The organism is Reyranella soli (assembly GCF_007992495.1).
Classification (GTDB): Bacteria; Pseudomonadota; Alphaproteobacteria; order Reyranellales; family Reyranellaceae; genus Reyranella; species Reyranella soli.
Genome location: NZ_BKAJ01000031.1, coordinates 162,670 through 184,369 on the forward strand (window position 1 = coordinate 162,670; position 21,700 = coordinate 184,369).

Below are 21,700 nucleotides of genomic sequence, written 5' to 3' on the forward strand. Positions count from 1 at the left end.
ACGCCGGTCGGGCGCGCGTCAAGGGTTCGCCGGTCGTTCGGTTGCGTGGCTGCCCTCAACGCCTGATCTTGCGCGGTTCACGCCCGGGTCGGCGCAATTCTGGCCGGCGCAATTCCTGCAGCGCCGCCACTTCCCGACCGACGACCCGCCGGCCGCGCAGCCGGCGCATGGCCATCACTGCGAAGACGCCGACGGGGGCCAGAAACGACAGGATCGGCCAGATCTTCATGAACGTGTCCTCCGCCGCCGCTGCAGCGCTGCATGCATCGATCGCTGCCACGCCAACGTGAGCGCGCAACGTTTGTTGCGCGCCGGCAACGAAGGGGAGGGCCGGCGTGGTCGAGGACCATTTCAGGGCAAACCTGCTGTCGTGCGTTGCCGCCGTCGGACAAATCCGGCAGCGTGGGGGAGGCGCACTCCGGCGCCCACTCGTTAGGAAACGAACAATGGCTACAGGCACGGTCAAATGGTTCAACGCCCAGAAGGGCTTCGGTTTCATCCAGCCGGATAGCGGCGGCAAGGACGTCTTCGTCCATATCAGCGCCGTCGAGCGCGCCGGGCTGCAAGGCCTCCAGGAAGGCCAGAAGATCAGCTACGACGTCCAGGTGGAGCGCGGCAAGGAGGCGGCTGCAAACCTCAAGGCCTGACAATCGATCGGCGAAGGGGAGGAGCGGCAGGGTCCGCTCCGTCTCCGATGGCCGATCGCATGTTGCCGCGTGGCGAGAAGCGCGACGGGCTCGCCGGCAGCGAGGGGACCAGGATCGACCGCGTCCGGCTCCCGATGCTCAGACGCCGTCATCCCGATAACGCGTCCACCAGCTGGTGATGTATGTGGGATCGTGCCTGATGGCCTCTCGGAGGCGCAGCGGCTCGCTGATCTCCTGAGGCAGGGGGCTCCGCCGCCTGCGATCGTGATTGCATTTGCTCGAACCAAAGTTCCCTCTGGTTCCTGCCAACGCCCACCTTATTGCAGTGTCACAAGCTGACATCGGCGTGCATCGTGTCTGGCGAATGCAACCTTCGCTTTCGCCTCTATGATCGAATGCTGTAGGCTGCGGGCGTGCGTGTCTGACGGAGGGATGCCGGCGGACCGCTCTCGGGGGATTTTTTCGCTTCAGCAAACACATCTGGTTTGTATCGCGGGGCCTGGCCAATTGCACATGGTCTGTGGCGGCCTCGCGCGAGTGGTGCGTGCACTGATTTGGTGGATGTCACGGCTGGCTGAGAGACCAGCCGCATTGCGGGGGAGAGCAATCCATGTCGTCGATGACCTTCATCGTTAATGACGCTGCGACCGGAACGACCAATCCGAAGGTCCAGGTCACCATCACCGAAAACGGCGACGGAACGCTCAAGTTCGACGTCGTACAGCTCGATACGGCCGGTGCTTATCTGGGCGATCTCCGCGGCTTCTTCTTCGATGTCGCCAACGAAGCGCTGATCGGCAAGCTGCAGGTCCGTTCGCCGTCGGCGCCGGTCAGCAACCTGCTGCTGGGCAACGACAGCGTTACCGATGTCGGCGGCGGCGCCAACATGAACGGGCTGACCAACGCGACGGACAGCAAGACCTCCAAGACGGCGGGCGCGGAAGCAAACGGGTACGACGTCGGCTTCCAGATCGGCAGCGAAGGCGTCGGCAAGGACGACATCCGCGAGCTGCACTTCACGCTCGCGACAAGCCACGGCTGCGGGCTGACGCTGGACGATTTCGTCAATGTCGATTTCGGCGTCCGACTCACCTCTGTCGGTCAGGACCTCGACGGCAACGGCACGATCGACACGGCGCGCAGCGGCGGGGCGAAGATTGCCGAGCGCGCCTTCAATGGCGCCTTCGATCCGGTCAAGGCGGCCAACGACTCGGCGGGATCCATCGACGAGGATTCCACGGCCGCCGGCAACGTGCTGACCAACGACACCGGTTGCGGCGGCCTGAAGACACTGACCAGCGTTACCTATCAGGGCACGATCTACCAGTTCTCCGCCGCCGATCCGGTGGTGATCGCTCTGAAGGACGCGACAGGAACGCCGATCGGCGCCACCCTCACGATCGGTTCGAACGGTGCCTACACGGTCGACGCCCTGAACGCCGACGCCCTCGGCGCCGGCCAGAAGGTCGCCTTCGACGTCCTTTACGAGGTCAGGCAGACGGCCCTCGAGAGCGATGGCTCCGTTGCCGGCTGGGCGACGTCGTCGGCTCACCTCACCGGCAAGATCGTCGGGCTGGCTGACGGCCTCAGCGCGGTGACGGACATCGACGGCACGGTGAACGCCGTGGACGAAAACGCCGGCGTCGGCACGGCGGTCGGGGTGACGGCGCACGCGACGGGCGGGTCCGGCAGCGTGAGCTATGCGATCACCGGCGGCAGCGGCATGGGCCTGTTCGCCATAGGTTCGAACGGCGTGGTGACCACCGCGGCCGCGATCGACCGCGAGACCAGCGGACCCGCCAAGACCATCGAGGTGACGGCGACGTCGTCGGGTTCGTCTTCGGTGCAGACGTTCACGATCGCGATCAACGACCAGAACGACAACGCCCCGGTGTGGACGACGCCCGCCACACACACGGTGGCGGAGAACACGACGCTGGTCTCGGCGCTGTCGGCAACCGACGCCGATGCCACGGCGGCGAACAGCACAATGGCGTTCTCGATCACCGGTGGGGCGGACAAGGCCCTGTTCGACATCGTGGGCGGTAACCTGGTGTTCAAGGCGGCGCCGGATTACGAGGCCGGCAAGACGAGCTTTGCGGTCGAGGTGACGGCGAGCGACGGGGCACACCCGGTGGTCCGGGCCTTCACGGTCAACCTCGTGGATCAGAACGACAACGCGCCAGTATGGACGACACCCGCGACGCAGACGGTGGCCGAGAACACGACACTGGTCACGGCGCTGGCGGCAGTCGACGGTGACGCCACGGCGGCGAACAATGCGGTGGCGTTCTCGATTACTGGCGGAGCCGACAAGGACCTGTTCGACATCGTGGGCGGCAACCTGGTGTTCAAGTCGGCGCCCGACTACGAGGCCGGCCAGACGAACTTTGCGGTCGAGGTGACGGCGAGCGACGGGGCGCACCCGGTCGCCCGGGCCTTCACGGTCAACCTCGTCGACCAGAACGACAACGCCCCGGTGTGGACGACGCAAGCGACACAGGCGGTGGCGGAGAACACGACACTGGTCACGGCGCTGGCGGCAACCGACGCCGATGCCACGGCGGCGAACAGCACGGTGGCGTTCTCGATCACCGGCGGGGCGGACAAGGACCTGTTCGACATCGTCGGCGGCAACCTGGTGTTCAAGTCGGCGCCCGACTACGAGGCCGGCCAGACGAACTTTGCGGTCGAGGTGACGGCGACCGACGGGGCGCACCCGGTCGCCCGGGCCTTCACGGTCAACCTCGTGGACCAGAACGACAACGCCCCGGTGTGGACGACGCTAGCGACGCAGACAGTGGCGGAGAACACGACGCTGGTCACGGCACTGGCGGCGACCGACGCCGACGCGACGGCGGCGAACAGCACGGTGGCGTTCTCGATTACTGGCGGAGCCGACAAGGACCTGTTCGACATCGTCGGCGGCAACCTCGTATTCAAGTCGGCGGCGGACTACGAAGCCGGCCAGACGAGCTTCGCGGTCGAGGTGACGGCGAGCGACGGGGCAAACCCGGTTGCCCAGGCCTTCACGGTCAATTTGGTGGACCAGAACGACAATGCGCCGGTGTGGACGACGCAAGCGACGCAGACGGTGGCGGAGAACGCGACGCTGGTCACGGCGCTGTCGGCGACCGACGCCGACGCCACGGTGGCGAACAGCACGGTGGCGTTCTCGATCACGGGCGGCGCTGACAAGGACCTGTTCGACATCGTCGGTGGCAACCTGGTGTTCAAGTCGGCGCCCGACTACGAGGCCGGCCAGACCAGCTTTGCGGTCGAGGTGACGGCGAGCGACGGAACTCACCCCGTCGCCCAGGCCTTCACGGTCAACCTGGCGGACCAGAACGACAACGCGCCGGCGTGGACGACACCAGCGACGCAGACGGTGGCGGAGAACGTGACGCTGGTCACGGCGCTGTCGGCACCCGACGCCGACGCGAATGATACGGTGACGTACTCGATCACCGGCGGAGCGGACATGGCCCTGTTCGACATCGTCGGCGGTAACCTGGTGTTCAAGTCGGCGCCGGATTACGAGGCCGGCCAGACGAGCTTCGCGGTCGAGGTGACGGCGAGCGATGGGGCTCACCCGGTCGCCCAGGCCTTCACGGTCAACCTCGTGGACCAGAACGACAACGCGCCGGTGTGGCTCACGTCTTCGACGCAGGCGGTGGCCGAGAACACGACGCTGGTCACGGCGCTGTCGGCGACCGACGCCGATTCCACGGCGGCGAACAATGCGGTGGCGTTCTCGATCACTGGCGGAGCCGACAAGGACCTGTTCGACATCGTGGGTGGCAACCTCGTATTCAAGTCGGCGCCGGACTACGACGCCGGCCAGACGAGCTTTGCGGTCGAGGTGACGGCGAGCGACGGGGCAAATCCGATCGCCCAGGCCTTCACGGTCAACCTGCTGGACCAGAACGAGGCCCCGGTATGGACGACGCCCGCGACACAGACGGTGGCGGAGAACACGACGCTGGTCACGGCGCTGGCGGCGGTCGACGACGACGCGAATGATACGGTGTCGTACTCGATCACCGGCGGGGCGGACAGGGACCTGTTCGACATCGTCGGCGGCAACCTGGTGTTCAAGTCGGCGCCGGACTACGAGGCCGGCCAGACGAGCTTCGCGGTCGAGGTGACGGCGAGCGACGGAACACACCCGGTCGCACAAGCCTTCACGGTCAACGTGTCGGACGTTTTTGAATACCCGAAGCTGCCGGACATCACTTGGCATCCGTCGTTGAGCTGGGACCCGCTCCCTCTGACTTTCAATGCGAGCGTTACGGCCTTCGGGCCGCCGGGCGGCATTCTGGAGGTTGCGACCCTCACCGCCTTCAGTCCCGACCATATTGGAAGTGAATATCTGTTCGCGATCGCGGAGGGTTATGAATATTTCGGTGCCACCCAGGAAGGCTCCGTGGCGATCGGCAGGATCATTACCCCGTTTAATCCGGGTGACCCGATAAGGTCTTCACTCCCTCTGGTAGAAAACACGACCTATACCCTGAGATTTTTCGCCTTCAATGAGGTTTCCGGTATTGATGAGACGTTCCACGTCATAGCCGGTAGCAACAGCGTGAACGATACTCTGGTCGGTTATAGTAAAGACGACGACATGTACGCCGTCACGGGACGCGGCAGTGGAGACGACGTGCTCTACGCCTCTGGCGGGGACGACACCCTCTTTGGCCTCAGCGGCGACGATTCCCTGTTTGGCCAAAGTGGCACGGATACGCTCAACGGCGGAGCCGGCGATGACCTCCTGGCCGGTGGGGCAGGAGGAGATACGTACAATTTTGCCGCAAGCGGTGACGGCGCCGATACGATCGTCGATACGGGCAATAGCACCGGAGATCAGATTCATCTCACCGGCGTGGGTCCACAAACCTACACCGCGCTTGGCTTCGAACGGGTGGACGACGACCTCGTCATTACTTACGGAACCGGGGCGACGCCCGGTACAATAACGGTCACGGACCACTACGCGAATTCGGGCCGGAGTGTCGAAACGATCACGTTCGACCAGGGCGGGACGTTCCTGGGGTACCAACTCGGTACGGCAGCCTATGTCCTCAGTACCGACACGAGTTCGCCGCTTCTAGGCGACGTTCCCATTGTCGCTCAGGACATGCTCGCCTCGGCGAGCACCTCGGGGGACACGCTGCAGGGAGCGTCAGGCAACGACCTGCTGTTCGGCAATGGCGGAGATGACACCCTGCAGGGCGGCCCGGGGAACGATCTCCTTGTGGGCGGCGACGGAGACGACAGGCTGACGGGTGGGGCAAACGGCGATATCCTGTGCGGCGGCGCCGGAAACGACACGTTTGCATTCCCGGCGCTGATTCAATCGTTGCCGGGCGCGACCGGCGGCAACAACAACTTCGACGTGATCGTCGACTTCGTGCACGGTCAGGATCGGATCGATTTCACGAACCTTGCCGGCATCGACGCGAGCGGCGGCGTTATCTCCTCCTTCCAGGGCAACATCACGAGCGGCGGCAACCTGACGCTGAACGCGCACAGCGTCGCCTATGTCGAAACCGGCGGGAACACGGTCGTGCTGGTCAACACATCGGCCAACGCGGAAACTGTAACCACCTCGAACTTCGGTTCGGCGAGCATGGAGATCGTCCTGGCCGGCGTTAACCTCGGGTTGACCTATACTGACTTCCTTCACATCTGAGTGCGCCAGCGATGAACGTGGCGGTGTGTGAGTAAATCGGTCTTTGGTCGTGCCGGGCGCACTGGGGGCTTACCAGTAGCTCGGTGCCTTGTAGTACCTGTCGACCTGGCGGCCGTAGTCCGCCCTCAGCGGGAACGATGGTGGTGCTGTAGATGCCGGCCAGTCCCGGCGGCAGCGTCTCCGGCGGCACGACGGGCGCCTGCACCAGCTTCACGCCGCGCGGCGACCAGATGCTGGAGCCGCCGTTGTAGTAGAGCTTGCCGCCCGTGATCGGATTGGTCTCGATACCGGAGCGCGTCGCGCCCACCACCCAGACGCCGTTCTGGGCGCTCATGTACTGCACGTTGGCGACTGTCGAATGGTTGCCCGTCGCCTCGCCCGGCGGCGTTCCCGGCATCACGCGATCCGACACCGAGTGCCAGCCGATGATCTGCGCGCCGCGCAGGGCCGCCAGCCTTGCATACTGCCAGTAGGTGTCGTCGTAGCAGATCAGGAGCCCGATGCGGCCGAGCGGCGTGTCGAACACCTCGACGCCGGTCGTGCCCGGCGCGAACACCTTCTGGTCCTGCGGGTTGAGGCCGTTCTTGCGGTATTTGCCGATGATGCCGCGCGGCCCCATCAGGACGGCGGTGTTGTAGGCGAGCCCGGTCGCCGCGTCGCGCTCGGCGATGCCGACGCTCACATGCAGGCCGGTGCGCGCGAGGATCGGCAGCAGCGCCGCGGTCGTGCGGCCGGGGATCGTGTCGAGGAAGGGCGCGATCTGCCGCGGCCCGCTGAACAGGTAGCCGCTCACCGACGTCTCGGGGAACACCGCGTAGTCGACGTTGTCCTGGCTCACCTTCTCGACGGCCTGCGCCAGGCGCGCGATGTTGCCGTCGAGGTCGCCCCACGCCGGCACGAAGCCGACCGCCGCCACCTTGACCGGTCCCTGCGCGCGCGACGGCTGGGCGGCCGACACGGTGGGCCACGATGTCATCGCGGCCAGCGCGGCGGCGAGGGCCACGGCAAGGGCGATGGCCGACGATCTCCAGCTCATGAGCGACTCCCCGCAATGTTCGCGCAGCATGCAGGCTATAGCATCGCCAACGCGCCCTGCGCACGCGCGACACCACCGTGCATCGGTTTCATGAGCCTTGTTCGCTCAGCCAGGCACCCGTCTTGAGCAGGGAGCGGTGCAATGTCGACTGCACCCTCCCACACCCCAACAGCCCTGCAGCGCGGCCTCACCGAGCGGCTCGAGGGCACGATCCAGCGGCTCCGGCTCTCGATGCTCAGATGCCGTCATCCCGATAACGCGTCCACCAACTGGTGATGTATGTGGGATCGTGCCTGGTGGCCTCTCGGAGACACAGCACCGGGTTCTGGACCTTGCCGTCGAATTCGACGGCCTTGTCGAACCACTCGATCTCCACCAGCGCCTTCGTTTTCGACGCCGCGACCACCAGGACCGCCAGCTCCGCCGCCAAGCCCGAGACGTCGGTGCCTGGCGTCGTGTAGCCAAGCGTCTCGTCCGATATCGCCTCCGCTAGGTAGGCGAGGAATTCGTTGTCCAGGACCTGCAGGCCATTGCCCTTGAGCATGTCGAGCACGGCATGTATCGCCTCGTGGACGACCGACCCGCGGTTTTGGCATTCTCCTGCGCCCGGTCGACTATTGCATGCACTGCTGCGCGCCCGCGTGCCGCGCCCTGGAGGCCGCGGGAGAGGTCGAATTGTAGTCAAAACCTTTGAGGTGCTGGCACTCGTCCCCTGCGGCCTGGACGCTCGACGCCAACAGAATTCTTTGGAGTGGCGAACTTCTACTTTTGGTTGCCTAATCGCCATTGCAGACACACACTCGTCAGCCATGATTCACTTTTACGTTTATCGCAAGCCGCATAGACCCAGGCCAACCAAGCCGAAGTTTCCTGCGGTCTTTCTGTTCGACGACAATTGGGATGACTTTGGCTACAAAACTTTGTTCGTCGCTAGTTATCAGCACGATGCCGGATCTGAAGAAGTCGATCTTGGAGAAGTAAAGATCCTAAAGACTTCGAAAAGCGGCTCTGAATATCACACGGTTTTGGCCAGCCATTTTACAAGTTTGCCCGCGAACTATTGCTCGCTAGGCCAGTCGGTGCGGTATTATCGACACCTGCGCGATAAGCTTGGCAGAAGTCGTCGCCTAGAATACTTGAGGGGCTTGAGAGATATCGTTTCGCGGCCACGCCGTCGTGCTGAGTTTGTGGGTGCGCCAGGCTTTGATACGTCACTTCTGAGGAATGGCAGTGCGCGCGACGCATTACGGCGCGGTGGCTATTACATTGGGATGCCAACCGAAGAATTGGCGCCCCCTTCTTTCACGTTCGAAGTAGCACTTTCCGGCGCAACGCTTCCGCATAGTTTGGAAGTCGACTTTGCTCCTCACGCGTCATTGCCGCATAGGATAAATCTCTTGATCGGCCGCAATGGAACAGGGAAGACACAACTCCTTGCTCATTTGGCCCAAGCATTGACTGGTGTGGACGACCAAAGTGACGATGACGTCGAGCCGAAAGGAACTTCCGAACTTGTTGGCGCTACGCCAGATTTCGCTCGCATTATCGCGATTTCCTACAGCGCCTTTGATCAATTCCCAATTCCAAGAAACCTTCCTAAGCGCGGCCGCAAATCACTCTTCGACTATAAATACTGTGGATTGAGAAACGCATCGGGGAAGATTGATATTGCTGAACTGAAAACGATGCTCGACGCCGCAATGGACGCTATCGAGGCAGAAGAGCGATTGGATATCTTTCGAAGGCACGCGGTAAGTCTTCTGGGCACACCCACAGGCGATGACTTCGCGAGTGACAAGAGCTATCGAGACAAACTGTTTGGCCGACTCAGCGCCGGGCAACGCTTCATCATTGCGGTAACGGCAGATGTAGTCGGATTTATCGAAGAACGATCACTTCTTCTCTTTGATGAGCCAGAAACACATTTGCACCCAGGTCTACTGAGTACTCTTGTGGCCATACTCGGAGAAATACTTCACGAGTTTGCGTCGTTTTCGATAATTGCGACCCATTCGCCAATTCTTGTTCAGCAGGTTCCTCACCGATACGTCCGCATTCTCAGAAGACGCGGAGGGCAGACGACGATTCGACAGCCGCCGATCGAGACATTTGGCGAGGATCTCGGTGAGCTAACACGCAAGATCTTGGATCTTGCTGAGCCCGAGCGGGACTTTCATGTAGTCCTTGATCGCCTCTTCGGTGACGGGAACTCTGCTGCAGAAATCGAAGCTATGTTCGAAAAGGGGTTGCCGCTTCCAGCTCAGATTTACCTGGAATCGCTTTCTTCCGAGGAAGAGGAAGAGTAGTTGTGCGGCACATTCCCCCTATCGACCTTGCTCAACTGCCATCTCTCACCGACATCAGAGACAGTCTGAAGCCCGATGCAAAAGCAGTCGTGAAGGCTGTGGGTGCAAGGCTGTCTGCTGCCTATATTAAGTTCAATGCCCAGATTCCAAATGGACTTCATACGATTAGGCCGCGAATGCTGCCCTCCGAGGTGCGGCCGACGCTCGAAGCGATATTTCGACGCCGATTGGGGAAGTTTCGCGCAACTTGGGAAGCCCTCATCGAACACTTTGACGGGGCAGGGGAAAGTACCTGCCCTTACTGTAACTTGGGCGAGAACTGGGAATACGATCATTTCTTGCCAAAAAGCATTTTCCCGGAATTTACCCTCTATCCGCCAAACCTGATTCCAATCTGCAAATCTTGCAACGGCAAAAAATTGGCCCGTTATCGCGAGAATGGTGAACGTCTCTTCTTGTATGTGCCGTTTGAATTGGATGGAGCCTCTGATCTACTGTCAATTTCGGTAGCTTACGTACCGAAACTTCGAGTTTCTTATGCACTGACGAATTCTGGAGCGGTTTCGAGCGAGACCTTCGCAGTGCTGAACCGACACTTCGATGCGCTTAACTTAGAGCGGCGCTATGCAAGGCAAGCATCATCGTTGATAGCCCGACTCCGAAGGCAGTTCAGAAGCAAAAATAGTCTGGCGCTAGGACGTCGACGCTTACGGAAAAGGCTAACGCAGATGGCGATTGATAGCGAGCTAAGATGCCCGCCAAACCATTGGGAAGTTGTCCTATTGTCTCATCTAGCCGCGACTAACGACTTCGTCGATCATGTCTACGAAAGTATTGCGTGACCTGGAGGCCGAGTAGCCGGGCTCAAGGTTGAGATCGATACGCTGGACTAGGGGAACGGTCCCGCAGCGAAGCAACTACAAGGGCCCACTCTGCAAGTGCGACTGGAACTTGGCCGTCGCTGTCGCCACAGCGCTGGATGCCTGGACGTCGTTCATCAATCCCTACCTCGCCATCCCGCACCCCAACGATGCCCAGGGGGGCTCCCCTGCTCCACGGCTGGTGGGAGAGCACCGACAAACAGGAACGCGCGAGGCTCGCCGACCAGATCAAGTCCCCGGCGTATCAGGTCGTACCATCCTTCAACGACGGACAGTGGAATTACGCGGCGGTACGAACGAGCCACAGGGCTGGCGGAGACGACGACCGTGCCGATGTTCCGGGAGGTACAAAGAATGGGCAATCATTTCTGATAGTGACTAGTACGCCAAGGTATTGCACAACCCACGGTTTTGCCTCAATAATGCTTTTCGTGGGGAGGAATAGATGGTCTACCGCTATGTTCCAGTCCTTCGAACTAAAGCTGGCGAGGCAGCGGCACTTTCAAACTTGCCGATGCAATCAAAGAATCGGTTGCTACCGATAGTTCAGATTACCGCAAAGCCCCCGGTTACCTTCGTAAATGACCTCGCCCAAGGATGGGCGCAGCACCCGCTCGCCCTTGATGGGTTGCACAACTTTGGTGTCACGAATTCGCCGAACGACTTTAGGACGATGTTCAGAGACTTAGGCAATGCCTCAGTTGGCATCATTCCATCGGTGGAGTGTGCGACCATTCCCGCCTATGTCTCCGTCGTTAAGACGCTCGTCGGCCGCTATACGCCTGGACTTGTAGTTCAGGCCACGATCGCACAGGTGCCCACCGTCGCGACCTGGGTTGCTTCTGAAGGCTGGCAAGTTTCAGACGTGGATTTGGTGATTAATGTAGGTCATGTAGGTGCCTACGACACGGCAAGTTTCGCGAACTATGTCGTGCATGCGCTGGCGCAGTTGCAAGCCGGCTGGCGATCTACCACTCTTGTCGCCGCGGCGGCTCCCAAAGACTACGGCGCATTTCCTACAGGCCGGTCAGTGGTCAAACGACTTGATTGGTTGCTTTGGAAACAAGTGTATGCGCAGTTGCCATATAGATTGGACTACGGAGATTACGGCATATCCCACCCCGATCTGACGGAAGTGCCCGGTGTCGCTATGGCCAGGGCGAGCGTGAGCGTACGCTATACGGTTGACGATGACTGGATTGTCTTAAAGGGACATCCTACGACCGGCCCCAACGCAAGGCCGATGAACCAACAGTATCCCGCTCACGCAAGGACTTTGACTAGGGATCCTCAATTTGGTGGCGTGCCTGGCTGTTGGGGGGACCAGCGCATTCAGCAGATCGCGGCATTACCATCCGGTTCCTCGGGAACTGGCAGCCGGGCCACATGGGTCAGTATTGGAGCCAGCCGACATCTTTCATTGGTTGCAAATCGGCTTCCCTAGCCACGCCGATCGTTCCTTCAGTGCTGACCGTACGATGCTTGCCAATTCTGAAACGGGCAACTCAGAAGCCAGCCTCTGGTGAAGATCATCGACGCTCTTACTCCGCCAGCCTGCCGCTAGATTCTTAGCGGCTAACGCTTCTATTGCCTCCTGTCGCCAGAGCAACTTTGCAAGCAAGTAGGAATCAATGGATGGATTGGTTTTCGGTGTGCGCTGAGGAGTCAGGCCGACGCCACCTGGGCCGAGCTTGGCAACCGTGATCCCCCACCACCTCGGAACGACTTTTTTTGCAGCTTGAACGTGCTTCTTGCCAACGACTAGTACGACGCGATCAAACACGCGGCCATATAACGTCGCTTGGCTCGGCAGGCGACCCAGCGTGTCCCTGTCGCTTTTGATTTCGTAACCAGTTAGCTCGCCGTTGATGACGGCAACATCAATGCGCGCGTAGCCAGACCAAACGCCCATTTCCTCGACAATTCGGGTCGCGCGGTCTCCCGCGTGCTGGTCTGCGAGCATCTTCAGCACGGATGCCCTGACGTCGGCATCACGCATTGGCACTCCATCGTCGTTCGCGGCCCCGACTCGGATGCCCGCCGCTCGCGACGGGTCTACCCGTGCGGCAGCTAAGAAAGAAGAGCTAAATTAGCGTAACAGCCTTTTGGAGCCCAAACAATCATACTCGCTGCGAATACTCCCCATTTTGGGGCGAGAGATCGTGAGCAGGCGGTGTTCATGACTTCGATGTCGCGGGCTGGCGGGATTTCGCCGTACCAGTCAGCACGCCATCCAACGCGTTTGTGGGCTCGATCGTCTAGATAGTGGATGACTTGCCGGAAAGGCGCGCGGATGGTGTCTGAGCTCGCTTGCCGCGCAGGACGATCGAAGTCGCCGGCCCAAGTAGCAGCTGTGCGAGCCAGCCGCCGCGAGGGGCGGTCGTCCCACGCGCAAAGCAGCGTGAGATGATAGTTGTGCTGGAACTGGTCGGCATAGCGCGGAGCTTATAGCTTGGCGGTTGTAGAGCCGCTGGTCTCTATACCCGTACGGACGAACTATCTTGTCTGTCCTTCGACTTGATTTTATAGATTACTTGAGTTATATTCATCGACGTGCCTACCGCCGGACAATCTAGCAGCGCCTGCCTTTTTGGATTGTGCAATGCTGAGATCGGCGTCCTGCTGGCCCATCCGAGCAAGAGATTTTCTCATGAATTTGGACTCGAGATAGGGCAAACTCTGCGTGCCGCGGAACGTCGGGGCCAGCCAAGAAAGAAGAAAGCTGGGGGGGAGCAGTATGGCCGAACTAAAACCACAGAGGATCGTGCTGCTGAACCATCTCCGTAGCCGATCGGTTACGCGAGCCAAGGGGCATCAGGCACCCCAGCATACAGGCCTTAGCCTTGTGAGCCAGATTGCAGAGCGCGCCGCAAAAACCAAATGGGCCATCGAGTTCGAGGGGCTTGCGGAGGACAAGGATAAGTTCAAGAGCGAGGATGCGCGCATTGCGGCCGGAACGACCTACCCTGCGCTCAGGCTTCGTCGATCCGCGATTAACGAGCCGACCAAGACCCAGGAAGGCTACATTACGCTGCTCTTCGAGCATCTTGATCCGGCGCGGCGTAGCTTTCCTGTCGTCAACATCGACAACTTCGAAGGGCGTGAAATCGAGGCACAGAAACGCGAGGCGGGGAGCATGTCGGCGCACGTCGTGATTCAGTTGCCCAAGCACGGCGCCTACGACGATGGCATGTATCGCTGCGTGATCGAGTCCGCGTCGCCCATTACCCGATCGCGAATCGAATGGTTTCTGTGCCGACAGGTTCGGCGCTTGGTTCCAGAATGGACCTTCCAGGTAACCGAACAGAAGAAGGGCAAGCCCATCACGAAGACGTACCACTATACGCCTAAGCTCGAGCTCTTGGCCGACGTAAGCCGTCACTTCGGCGCCGGCACCACCGCGGGGCAGAAGCTATCGCACCTCGTGTTCACGAAGCGGTCAGAGAAACAGAATATCGGCGGCAAAACCGCTATCAAGGATAAGGACTTCTTGGCCGACGTGACCATTCGCGTTGGTGCCAGCCAGGGCCCTGCGGATGAGAAAGAGCGGCTCGACTGGGCCGCGCAATTGCGGGCAATTTACGACGAGCGAGGTTACAAGACGAAAATTTATTTCAAGTCAGCACGAGGTGACGTCCTTGGCGGCAGCGTGCAACATCACCAGCTAGATAGCGCGCAAGATTTGCTACTGTGCCCCCGGGATTTCATTGACCGCCCGGACAACCACAAGTCGTGGAGCAACGATGTAGACGATAAGACCGTGGCTGACATGATCGCGCTGCTCAGGAAGGACAAGGTATGGGAACACACCAAGTAGAGCTGAGCGACGTTCACAGCGGGCCACCGCCGTCGCGGAAGCGTCTGCTGGCCCCGCTGCGGTACCTCTCGATCAAGCACCCCGAGAAATCCGTCTACGATTTCGTCGTTCCAGCCGCGTGGACCTTGGCGCTGTTCGCTGGCTACTGTTTCGTAGAGCCGAAGCCACAACTGTTCGGTGACAGCGGCCTGATTAAGCTTGTCCGTGACCTTTTGATCATGGCTGTCCCGTTCATGGTCGGTGCGCTTGCGGCTGTGGCGATGGGCGCGCCAGGCCTGCATCTTGATCGGCGCATAGTCGGAGCACCGCTGCTTTTGGACGGTGAAGCGCTGACACTGCGGCAGTTCGTCTGCTATTTGCTTGGCTATCTGTGTTTCATAGGGTTGGCCATGCTGATTGCGACGGTCGGCGCGGCCCTCTTGCACGACGCTATACTTGTCTGGACCAAGGCTCGGCCGAATGTCCGGCAAACGATACTTTTCACAGGAGCATTTGGTCTGTCAGCCGCTCTTTCGGTGCTTACCGTGACGGTGCTCTGGGCGCTGTATTTCCTAACAGCGGTGGTCAATAGAACCGACGGCTAGCTCGGCGGCCTGGGGAACGTCTGACACCCGCTCGCCCAGCTCGATGTTGGTGCCGTAGTCGCAGAAGAAAGGCGGCTGCATCCACACCGACTCTCCAGCGGCGCCGACAGCTCGCCGAGGAGGCGCCGCCCTTCGTCCGTCTTCGCCTCGAGCGTGGCGTTCAGTGCTTGGCAGAGATCGTGCGCCCGCGTCCGGTCCGCCGCCAGCTCCGGGTCCCCCAACGCGACATTGAGGGGGGCGTAGAGCTCTCCGTCCAGCATCTTCTGGCGCTCGGTCTTCATGCTGGCTCCTCGGGTGTCGGAGAAACGATGACGAAACGTTGACGCTATGGTGCCCAACGTTTCGTTCAGGGTTTGGGGCCGCCGGAAAACACTATAGGCCCGGCCGCCGGCACCCAGCGTTTTTCCCTCTAGCGTTTTCGGTGACCAAGCCGAGCCCTGTAACACCTTCCTGCATCGCTTCGTCTTCTAGGCAAGTGGCCAAGGTTGGAGGCTGCAGATGCCCGGTCCCTTGCACTTCGTACGTACAGAAAGTACATACACTTGACGCCGTTCGAATGGGACGAGCGCAAGTGGGCCGCCAACCTGGCCAAGCACGGCGTCGATTTCGAGTTGGCGAAGCTGATCTTCGAGGGCCCGACCCTAGAAGGACCGGACGAGACGATCGCCGCAACCATGGTGAGCGGCGCTTTGGCGCCTTCGGTTCGGCCAAAGGCATCGTGTTGTTCGTGGTCTGCAGATGGCGCTGCCGGCGACGCCGTCTGATCAGCGCTCGAAAGGCAGGAAAGCATGAGCAGAAAGTCTACGCCTCCCGCATCGCCGCGCTTCCAGGCGCGCCGGAAGATAGGGAGCAAGACGAAGGATAGGACGAACCCGAAGCGAGTCAGGGCGCGGACGGATGCCGCCATTCGCAAGGCCGTCGAGAACGATCGCGACAGCTTCATGCCGGATGCCGCCTGGCTGCGACGCGCCAGGCTCGTGATGCCGCAGAGGAAGGAGACCGTCACCCTTCGCCTGGATCCCGACGTCCTGTCGTGGTTCCGCCGCGAAGGTCGCGGCTACCAGACACGCATCAATGCCGTTCTGCGGGCCTTCGTGAAGGCCAACGCACCATTGGCGCGATAGGTGCGGTCGGTCGTGGCCGCGTAGATGACTGCAATGCCTGCACTCACCGGTGTCGCGCCGTACAAACGTAATACCGGTTGTTGCGTCGCCGGGGCCTCTATGGGGCGCAAAAACTATCTTGCGCAGGACGGCGGGCGCGCGCTGGATCGAATCGTTGGAAGACAACGAGTGGTGGGATCGCGCGGAGGACCGCCCATTGCTGGCGTCTCCTGGAGCGTCAAAAGTCGCAAGGAAATTGCGCTGCGTGACGACAACGGCATTGATCGTGGTAATGACCTGAGTTATAATGCGTCGTGCCCGAGGCCCTGGCTGATGCCGCCGGTTTCTGCGTGCGTGCCATTCGCCCGGAGGGGTAGCGCGAACTGCGGGAACTGCGCCAACCTCCGGGTCAGGAAAGATCCCTCGCTGCGCTCGGGATGACAGCGTTTCGGTGGGGACGACAACGTTTCGCTGGGAAGGGCGCGCCATGAAGATCAAGAGCTATGAAGTCGCCACGCTGCTCGTCCCCGAGGACGATCCCCTGGCCAACATGCCGGAGGAAGCCGGCCGCAAGCGGCCCATCGTGACGGTGCGGTTGCGCACCGATTCCGGCATCGAAGGCATCGGCGTCACGCTCTATGGCGGCCGCCTGACGCGCAGCCTGCACGCCGCCGTCGAGGATCTCGCTGCCTTGACCGTCGGCGAGGACCCGCAGCGCATGGAGGCGATCATCGCCAAGCTGCGCGTCGGCGATCCCGGCGGCGGGCCGGGCGGCATCTTCACCCTGGCGCTGTCGGCCATCGACACCGCGCTGTGGGACATCAAGGGCAAGGCCCTCGACCAGCCCCTCTGGAAGCTTCTGGGCGGCCATCGCGATCGCGTGCCGACCTATGCTTCGGGCTCGCTGCGCCGCGGCCTGACCGACGACCAGGCCCAGCGCGCCGCGCAGATCCTGATCCAGAAGGGCTTCCGCGAGATGAAGACCCAGATGGCGCTGCCCGGCCATCCGACGCCGGCCGAGGAGGTGCGCCGCGTGCGCGTCGTGCGCGAGGCGATCGGCCCCGACATCAAGCTGATGTGCGACATCAACCAGCGCTGGCGGCCCGAGCAGGCGATCCAGATCGGCCACCGCGTCGAGGAGGAAGGCATCGGCCTGTTCTGGCTGGAGGACGTCACCACCTTCGACGACTATCCCGGTCTCGCCCGCGTCACCGCCGCGCTCAAGACGCCGATCGCCGGCGGCGAGTATGTCTGGGGCATCGTGCCGTTCCGCCACATGATCGAAGCCCGCTCGGTCGACATCGTCATGGTCGACCTGGCCCGCGTCGGCGGCGTCACACAATGGATGAAGGTCGCCGGCATGGCCGAGGCCTTCAACCTGCCGATCGTCAGCCACGTCATGCCGGAGATCCTGCTGCACATGGTGGCGGCCTGCCCCAACGGGCTGACCGTGGAATACATGCCGTGGATGCTGGCCCTTTACGAGGAGACGCCGGAGATCAAGGACGGCCACCTGGTGCTGCCGCAGAAGCCGGGCCTGGGGCTGAAGTTCGACGAGAAGGCGATTGCGTCTTTCCGTGCGTGATCACCCCCACCGTCATCCCGACCTGCCTGCGCGAAGCCGAAGCGGCTTCGCTTCGGCGAAGGCAGGGCGGAGCCGCCCGAAGGGCGGCGCAGTCGAGGGACCTCCTCTTGTCCGCAGAGCGATAAGAACAGGTCCCTCCGCTCCGCCGCCTTCGGCGGCTCCGGTCGGGATGACGGGAGGGGCACGACGAACCCGCCGAAGCTGCGCAGCAGCGAAGGAGGGCGCTTGCTATGCGGCCTGCAGTCCGCTTGGATGTACCACCCACTGAAACACGCCCGGGAGATGCCGCCGCATGAGTGAAATCCAATACCAGTCTGCAAAAACCGTCAAAGAGGCGGTGAAGTACATGCAGGCAGCCAAGGGCAAGGGCTACATCCTGGCCGGCGGCACCGATCTCCTGGTCCAGATGAAGTCCGGCGCCCGGTCTCCCGGGGTGATCGTCGACGTGAAGAAGATCCCCGAGATGGTGACCGTCACCGAGAAGAACGGCAGCTTCACCATCGGCGCCGCCACGCCGGCCGCCGTGCTGGGCGAGAACAAGAAGCTGCGCAAGACCTGGCCGGGCGTGATCGAGGCCTGCAACCTGATCGGCTCGACCCAGGTCCAGGGCCGCGCCTCCGCCGGCGGCAACCTGTGCAACGCCTCGCCGGCCGCCGACAGCGTGCCGGCCCTGGTCGCCGCAGGTTGCATCGTCAACGTCGCCGGCCCCACCGGCAAGCGCAAGATCCCGGTCGAGGAGTTCTGCACCGGCCCGGGCAAGACCTCGCTGAAGACCGGCGAGATCGTCGTCAGCCTCACTCTCCCGAAGCGGCCGAAGAACTCGTCGGACGCCTACCTGCGCCTGATCCCGCGCACCGAGATGGACATCGCCGTCGTCGGCGTCGGCGTCTCGCTCACCATGAAGGGCGACACCGTCGCCGACGCCCGCGTCGGCCTCGGCGCCGTGGCCCCCACCGTGCTGCTGGTGAAGGACGCCGCCAAGGCGCTGATCGGCTCCAAGCTCGACGACGCGGCGTTGGACGCGGCGGCGGCGGCCTGCTCGGCCGCCTGCAACCCGATCAACGACAAGCGCGGCACCATCAAGTATCGCACCAAGATCGCCGGCGTGCTGCTGAAGCGCTCGGCCATGATCGCGCGCGATCGCATCAACGGCATCGAACACCGCGGACATCGCCCGGTCTAAGAAGGATTTTCAAGCACCATGGCCAAGATCCACGTCAACACCACCATCAACGGCGCGCCCACCGAGTTCCTGTGCGACGCCAACCAGACCCTGCTCGATGTCCTGCGCGACAATCTCGGGCTGACCGGCAGCAAGGAAGGCTGCGGCTCGGGTGACTGCGGCGCCTGCAGCGTCATGGTCAACGGCCGCCTGGTCTGCTCCTGCCTGGTGCTCGCACCGGAAGCGCAGGGCATGAAGATCGAGACCATCGAAGGCATGGCCGAAGGCGACAAGCTGCACCCGCTGCAGAAGAAGTTCGTCGAGATGGCCGCGCTCCAGTGCGGCATCTGCACGCCGGGCTTCCTGATCGCCTCCAAGGCTCTGCTCGAGAAGTATCCCAACCCGACCGAGGACGAGGTCCGCTACTGGCTGGCGGGCAACCTCTGCCGCTGCACGGGTTACGACAAGATCGTCACCGCGGTCCTCGACGTGGCCGCCGAAATGAGGGAGTCCGCCCGATGAGCGAGCATCGTCCCAATACCGAAGGCAAGTACAAGTGGATCGGCACCCGTCCCGAGCGTCCCGACGGCGCCGACAAGGTGACCGGCCGCGCCCGCTTCGGCGCCGACTTCAGCCTGCCCGGTCAGCTGATCGGCAAGGTGCTGCGCAGCCCGCACGCCCATGCCGTCATCAAGTCGATCGACACGTCGAAGGCCCTGGCGCTGAACGGCGTGAAGGCGGTGATCACCGCCCAGGACTTCCCCGACCAGCCCAACCTCATCGTGCCGACCGGCGAGATGCAGGTGAACATGCGCGACATCACGCGCAACATCATGGCGCGCGAGAAGGCGCTCTATGAGGGCCATCCCGTCGCCGCCGTCGCCGCCGTGTCGGAGGCGATCGCCAAGCAGGCGCTGTCCCTCATCAAGGTCGACTACGAGGTGCTGCCGCACGTCATCGACGTCGCCGAGGCGATGAAGCCCGACGCGCCGATCCTGCACGATCATCTGCTGACCGAAGGCGCCAATCCGCCGGCCAGCAAGCCGTCGAATATCGCCAAGCGCATCGAGTTCAAGAAGGGCGACGCCAAGGCGGGCTTCGCCCAGGCCCAGGTGGTGATCGAGAAGGACTACACCACGCAGGCCGTGCACCAGGGCTACATCGAGCCGCACGCCACCCTGGCGTCCGCCGCCGAGGACGGCCAGATCCAGGTCTGGTCGACGACCCAGGGCCACTTCCAGGTGCGCGGCTTCTGCGCCCGGCTGCTCGGCCTCGAGACCTCGCAGATCCGCGTGACGCCGACCGAGATCGGCGGCGGCTTCGGCGGCAAGACCGTGGTCTATCTCGAACCCCTGGCCATGCGGCTCAGCCAGAAGTCGGGTAAGCCGGTGAAGATGACGATGGCGCGCGAGGATGTGTTCCGCGCTTCCGGCCCGGCGCCGGGCGGCAACGTCAAGGTCAAGATCGGCGCCATGAGGGACGGCCGCATCGTCGCCGCCGAGTGCATCGTCGAGATGCAGGCGGGCGCCTTCCCGGGCTCGCCGGTCGGGCCGGCCTGCATGTGCAGCTTCGCCTGCTACGACATCGACAATGTCTACATCGAGGGCTTCGATGTCGTCAGCAACCGGCCCAAGGTCGCGGCCTATCGTGCCCCCGGTGCGCCGATCTCGGCGTGGGCCGTGGAGTCGACGCTCGACATCCTGGCGCAAGAGCTCGACATGGATCCGATCGATCTCCGCCTGAAGAACGCCGCCAAGGAAGGCACCAAGACGGCCTATGGCGTCACCTTCAACACCATCGGCATGGTCGAGACCCTCGAGGCGATCAGGGACTCCGAGCACTACAAGTCGCCGGTCAAGCCGGGCTACGGCCGCGGCGTCGCCGCCGGCTTCTGGTTCAACATCGGCGCCGATTCCAGCGCCGCCAGCCATGTCGGCGAAGACGGCTCGGTGACGGTGATCTCGGGCAATCCCGACATCGGCGGCAGCCGCGCCTCGCTCGCCCTGATGGCGGCCGAGGAGCTCGGCGTCGACTACAACAAGGTGCGGCCGATCATTGCCGATACGGCGTCGATCGGCTTCAACTTCGTGACCGGCGGCAGCCGCGTCACCTTCGCCACCGGACTCGCGGTGGTGAACTCGGTGCGCGACATGATCCGCGAGCTCAAGGTGCGCGCCGCCAAGATCTGGAAGATCGATCCGGAGGCGGTGATCTGGGAGGGCGGCATGGCCAAGCCCGCCGGCAACCAGGTCGGCACCTTCGAGCCGCTCAGCCTCGCCGATCTCGCCGCCCAGGCGGGACGGACCGGCGGTCCGATCAACGGCCATGCCCAGCTCAACGTCACGGGTGCAGGCCCGGGCTTCGGCGTGCACTGCGTTGATCTCAAGGTCGACGAGGATACCGGCTGCGTGCATGTCGGCCGCTACACCGCGGCGCAGGATGTCGGCACGGCGATCCATCCGTCGTACGTCGAGGGCCAGCTGCAGGGCGGCGCCGTGCAGGGCATCGGCTGGGCGCTGAACGAGGAGTACATCTACAACGCCAAGGGCAAGCTCGATAATCCCGGCTTCCTCGACTACCGCATGCCGGTGGCCTCGGACCTGCCGAAGATCGAGACCATCCTGGTCGAGGTGCCCAATCCCCAGCACCCCTACGGCGTGCGCGGCGTCGGCGAAGTGCCGATCATCCCGCCCATCGCCGCCGTCGGCAATGCAGTGGCGCGCGCCACCGGCGTCCGCATGGTCGACCTCCCGATGTCACCCCCGCGCCTCTCCGAGGCCCTCGACGCGGCGCGGCCGATGAAGATGGCGGCGGAGTAAAAAAGACTTCCTCCCCATCGCGCTGCGCGTGATGGGAAGGTGTCCGCGAAGCGGACGGAGGGGTCATG

At 62.6% G+C, this 21,700-nt stretch carries 18 protein-coding genes; 13 read left to right on the plus strand and 5 right to left on the minus strand.

The genetic code is table 11. From position 1 onward, the window contains the following. Window positions 1–55 precede the first annotated feature (55 nt). Window positions 56–229, minus strand: a complete 174-nt coding sequence (locus RSO01_RS47165) for a hypothetical protein (RefSeq protein ID WP_170302949.1) — start codon at window positions 227–229, stop codon at window positions 56–58. Window positions 230–446: 217 nt separating this feature from the next. On the opposite strand from RSO01_RS47165, the gene RSO01_RS09065 reads away from it, so the two are divergent. Next, window positions 447–647, plus strand: a complete 201-nt coding sequence (locus RSO01_RS09065) for a cold-shock protein (RefSeq protein ID WP_147148372.1) — start codon at window positions 447–449, stop codon at window positions 645–647. Between the two features lie 886 nt (window positions 648–1,533). Beyond that, complete coding sequence (locus tag RSO01_RS09070; protein ID WP_147148374.1) at window positions 1,534–6,339, plus strand: beta strand repeat-containing protein; 4,806 nt, start codon at window positions 1,534–1,536, stop codon at window positions 6,337–6,339. Here RSO01_RS09070 and RSO01_RS09075 read toward each other — a convergent pair. Together RSO01_RS09075 and RSO01_RS09080 are read right to left on the minus strand one after the other, a co-directional pair. Further along, complete coding sequence (locus tag RSO01_RS09075) at window positions 6,299–7,375, minus strand: carbon-nitrogen hydrolase family protein (protein ID WP_246158233.1); 1,077 nt, start codon at window positions 7,373–7,375, stop codon at window positions 6,299–6,301. The genes RSO01_RS09070 and RSO01_RS09075 overlap by 41 nt on opposite strands. 235 nt (window positions 7,376–7,610) lie before the next feature. After that, the gene (locus RSO01_RS09080; RefSeq protein ID WP_147148376.1) at window positions 7,611–7,928 is read right to left on the minus strand and encodes a hypothetical protein; all 318 of its coding nucleotides are present in this window, start codon (window positions 7,926–7,928) and stop codon (window positions 7,611–7,613) included. Between the two features lie 256 nt (window positions 7,929–8,184). On the opposite strand from RSO01_RS09080, the gene RSO01_RS09085 reads away from it, so the two are divergent. The 3 genes from RSO01_RS09085 (at window position 8,185) to RSO01_RS09095 (ending at window position 12,006) form a co-directional block, all read left to right on the plus strand. Then, window positions 8,185–9,681, plus strand: a complete 1,497-nt coding sequence (locus tag RSO01_RS09085; RefSeq protein ID WP_170302950.1) for an AAA family ATPase — start codon at window positions 8,185–8,187, stop codon at window positions 9,679–9,681. Window positions 9,682–9,683: 2 nt separating this feature from the next. Then, window positions 9,684–10,523 carry an HNH endonuclease gene (locus tag RSO01_RS09090; RefSeq protein ID WP_147148380.1) on the plus strand — a complete coding sequence of 280 codons (840 nt, stop codon included), beginning with the start codon at window positions 9,684–9,686 and terminating at the stop codon, window positions 10,521–10,523. Between the two features lie 484 nt (window positions 10,524–11,007). Then, a complete protein-coding gene (locus RSO01_RS09095; RefSeq protein ID WP_147148382.1) occupies window positions 11,008–12,006 on the plus strand; it encodes a beta family protein in 999 nt (332 codons plus the stop codon). On the opposite strand, the gene RSO01_RS09100 is transcribed toward RSO01_RS09095, so the two are convergent. Then, window positions 11,980–12,561 (minus strand): sce7726 family protein, encoded by a 582-nt coding sequence (locus RSO01_RS09100; RefSeq protein ID WP_147148384.1) that lies wholly within the window; start codon window positions 12,559–12,561, stop codon window positions 11,980–11,982. The two genes, RSO01_RS09095 and RSO01_RS09100, sit on opposite strands and share 27 nt — an antisense overlap. Before the next feature lie 846 nt (window positions 12,562–13,407). Here RSO01_RS09100 and RSO01_RS09105 point away from each other — a divergent pair. Beyond that, complete coding sequence (locus RSO01_RS09105; protein ID WP_147148386.1) at window positions 13,408–14,379, plus strand: hypothetical protein; 972 nt, start codon at window positions 13,408–13,410, stop codon at window positions 14,377–14,379. Further along, window positions 14,361–14,963 (plus strand): hypothetical protein, encoded by a 603-nt coding sequence (locus RSO01_RS09110; RefSeq protein WP_147148388.1) that lies wholly within the window; start codon window positions 14,361–14,363, stop codon window positions 14,961–14,963. The genes RSO01_RS09105 and RSO01_RS09110 overlap by 19 nt, the downstream gene beginning before the upstream one ends. Here the strand turns inward: RSO01_RS09110 and RSO01_RS09115 are convergent. Further along, entirely contained in the window at window positions 14,960–15,244 is a 285-nt protein-coding gene (locus RSO01_RS09115; protein ID WP_246158236.1) for a maltose acetyltransferase domain-containing protein, read from the minus strand. The genes RSO01_RS09110 and RSO01_RS09115 overlap by 4 nt on opposite strands. Window positions 15,245–15,519: 275 nt before the next feature. On the opposite strand from RSO01_RS09115, the gene RSO01_RS09120 reads away from it, so the two are divergent. The 6 genes from RSO01_RS09120 to RSO01_RS09145 all read left to right on the plus strand — a co-directional run bounded on the left by RSO01_RS09120 (window position 15,520) and on the right by RSO01_RS09145 (window position 21,632). After that, a complete protein-coding gene (locus RSO01_RS09120) occupies window positions 15,520–15,828 on the plus strand; it encodes a BrnT family toxin (protein WP_246158238.1) in 309 nt (102 codons plus the stop codon). Next, on the plus strand, window positions 15,752–16,087 hold the full coding sequence (locus tag RSO01_RS48415) for a BrnA antitoxin family protein (RefSeq protein WP_147148390.1): 336 nt from the start codon (window positions 15,752–15,754) through the stop codon (window positions 16,085–16,087). The genes RSO01_RS09120 and RSO01_RS48415 overlap by 77 nt, the downstream gene beginning before the upstream one ends. Window positions 16,088–16,553: 466 nt before the next feature. Further along, window positions 16,554–17,651 (plus strand): mandelate racemase/muconate lactonizing enzyme family protein, encoded by a 1,098-nt coding sequence (locus RSO01_RS09130; RefSeq protein WP_147148392.1) that lies wholly within the window; start codon window positions 16,554–16,556, stop codon window positions 17,649–17,651. Window positions 17,652–17,952: 301 nt separating this feature from the next. Further along, on the plus strand, window positions 17,953–18,834 hold the full coding sequence (locus tag RSO01_RS09135; protein ID WP_373867884.1) for an FAD binding domain-containing protein: 882 nt from the start codon (window positions 17,953–17,955) through the stop codon (window positions 18,832–18,834). Window positions 18,835–18,852: 18 nt separating this feature from the next. Then, window positions 18,853–19,335 (plus strand): (2Fe-2S)-binding protein, encoded by a 483-nt coding sequence (locus tag RSO01_RS09140; protein ID WP_147148396.1) that lies wholly within the window; start codon window positions 18,853–18,855, stop codon window positions 19,333–19,335. Further along, window positions 19,332–21,632: a xanthine dehydrogenase family protein molybdopterin-binding subunit gene (locus RSO01_RS09145; protein ID WP_147148398.1), complete on the plus strand. Its 2,301-nt coding sequence runs from the start codon at window positions 19,332–19,334 to the stop codon at window positions 21,630–21,632. The genes RSO01_RS09140 and RSO01_RS09145 overlap by 4 nt, the downstream gene beginning before the upstream one ends. Window positions 21,633–21,700: the final 68 nt, after the last annotated feature.

Coding starts and splice junctions, on each gene's coding strand:
- RSO01_RS47165 (WP_170302949.1), bottom strand. CDS start 229: ATGAAGATCTGGCCGATCCTGTCGTTTCTGGCCCCCGTCGGCGTCTTC.
- RSO01_RS09065 (WP_147148372.1), top strand. CDS start 447: ATGGCTACAGGCACGGTCAAATGGTTCAACGCCCAGAAGGGCTTCGGT.
- RSO01_RS09070 (WP_147148374.1), top strand. CDS start 1,534: ATGAACGGGCTGACCAACGCGACGGACAGCAAGACCTCCAAGACGGCG.
- RSO01_RS09075 (WP_246158233.1), bottom strand. CDS start 7,375: ATGAGCTGGAGATCGTCGGCCATCGCCCTTGCCGTGGCCCTCGCCGCC.
- RSO01_RS09085 (WP_170302950.1), top strand. CDS start 8,185: ATGATTCACTTTTACGTTTATCGCAAGCCGCATAGACCCAGGCCAACC.
- RSO01_RS09095 (WP_147148382.1), top strand. CDS start 11,008: ATGGTCTACCGCTATGTTCCAGTCCTTCGAACTAAAGCTGGCGAGGCA.
- RSO01_RS09100 (WP_147148384.1), bottom strand. CDS start 12,561: ATGCGTGATGCCGACGTCAGGGCATCCGTGCTGAAGATGCTCGCAGAC.
- RSO01_RS09110 (WP_147148388.1), top strand. CDS start 14,361: ATGGGAACACACCAAGTAGAGCTGAGCGACGTTCACAGCGGGCCACCG.
- RSO01_RS09115 (WP_246158236.1), bottom strand. CDS start 15,244: ATGAAGACCGAGCGCCAGAAGATGCTGGACGGAGAGCTCTACGCCCCC.
- RSO01_RS09120 (WP_246158238.1), top strand. CDS start 15,520: ATGGGACGAGCGCAAGTGGGCCGCCAACCTGGCCAAGCACGGCGTCGA.
- RSO01_RS48415 (WP_147148390.1), top strand. CDS start 15,752: ATGAGCAGAAAGTCTACGCCTCCCGCATCGCCGCGCTTCCAGGCGCGC.
- RSO01_RS09130 (WP_147148392.1), top strand. CDS start 16,554: ATGAAGATCAAGAGCTATGAAGTCGCCACGCTGCTCGTCCCCGAGGAC.
- RSO01_RS09140 (WP_147148396.1), top strand. CDS start 18,853: ATGGCCAAGATCCACGTCAACACCACCATCAACGGCGCGCCCACCGAG.
- RSO01_RS09145 (WP_147148398.1), top strand. CDS start 19,332: ATGAGCGAGCATCGTCCCAATACCGAAGGCAAGTACAAGTGGATCGGC.